The organism is Micromonospora sp. SL1-18 (genome assembly GCF_047921505.1).
In the GTDB taxonomy this organism is placed as follows: Bacteria; Actinomycetota; Actinomycetes; order Mycobacteriales; family Micromonosporaceae; genus Micromonospora.
The window spans coordinates 1-696 of sequence record NZ_JBLROA010000199.1; the positions used below are offsets into that span (position 1 = coordinate 1).

Annotated in this window: 1 pseudogene; it reads right to left on the reverse strand. The window is 68.4% G+C overall.

Annotated features, from left to right (window positions below):
- Positions 1-434: pseudogene (locus ACNAW0_RS30545) on the reverse strand (group II intron reverse transcriptase/maturase); the annotation flags it as partial.
- Positions 435-696 lie beyond the last annotated feature (262 nt).

Below are 696 nucleotides of genomic sequence, written 5' to 3' on the forward strand. Positions count from 1 at the left end.
CACGGGCGAAACTCCGCCTCGAAGATCGGCTCCAGCACCAGCTTGAGGGCCGCTTGCACGACACGGTCCCGCGCGGTGGGAATGCCGAGCCGGCGACGTTTCGTCGTCCCTGGCTTCGGGATCATCCGTTCCCGCACAGGCATCGGGGTGAACCGACGGGCTTTGAGATCAGCTCGTAGCTCGGCGATGAACCCCGCCTCCGGTGCCTCGATGGCGTCAGGTCTGACCCCGTCGACCCCGGCGGACCGCTTCCCTCGGTTGCCCCGCACCCGCCGCCAGGCCACGACCAGCACGGCGGGATCACAGACGAGGTTCCACAAATCATCGAACCGGCGACCAGGATCATCGATCGCCCATTGGTGCAGCTTGGTCTGGATCCGCAGTACCCGGTCCTCGGCCAGTTCGGCCTCCGGTCCCGGCACGCCGGTATTCACCGGCGATCTCCCGCCATGTCAGTCCCTGCACTGCGAACTCGCTGCCGCCCTTGGCCCTGTGGACGGCTTTCCCGTCCTCCGTGATGGGGCGTGACTCCCACGACTACTACGGCGGCTCCGCCACGTCCCGACCCCATCAGTCGAGCGCGAACCTGCCCGCCCCCGGCCTGGACGGCCGGACAACGGGTCGAGCCCGGGACGCTTCCCACGTTCACCGCGCACCGGTCGACGGGTGAGGTGCCCAACTTTGCCCCTGCGACAT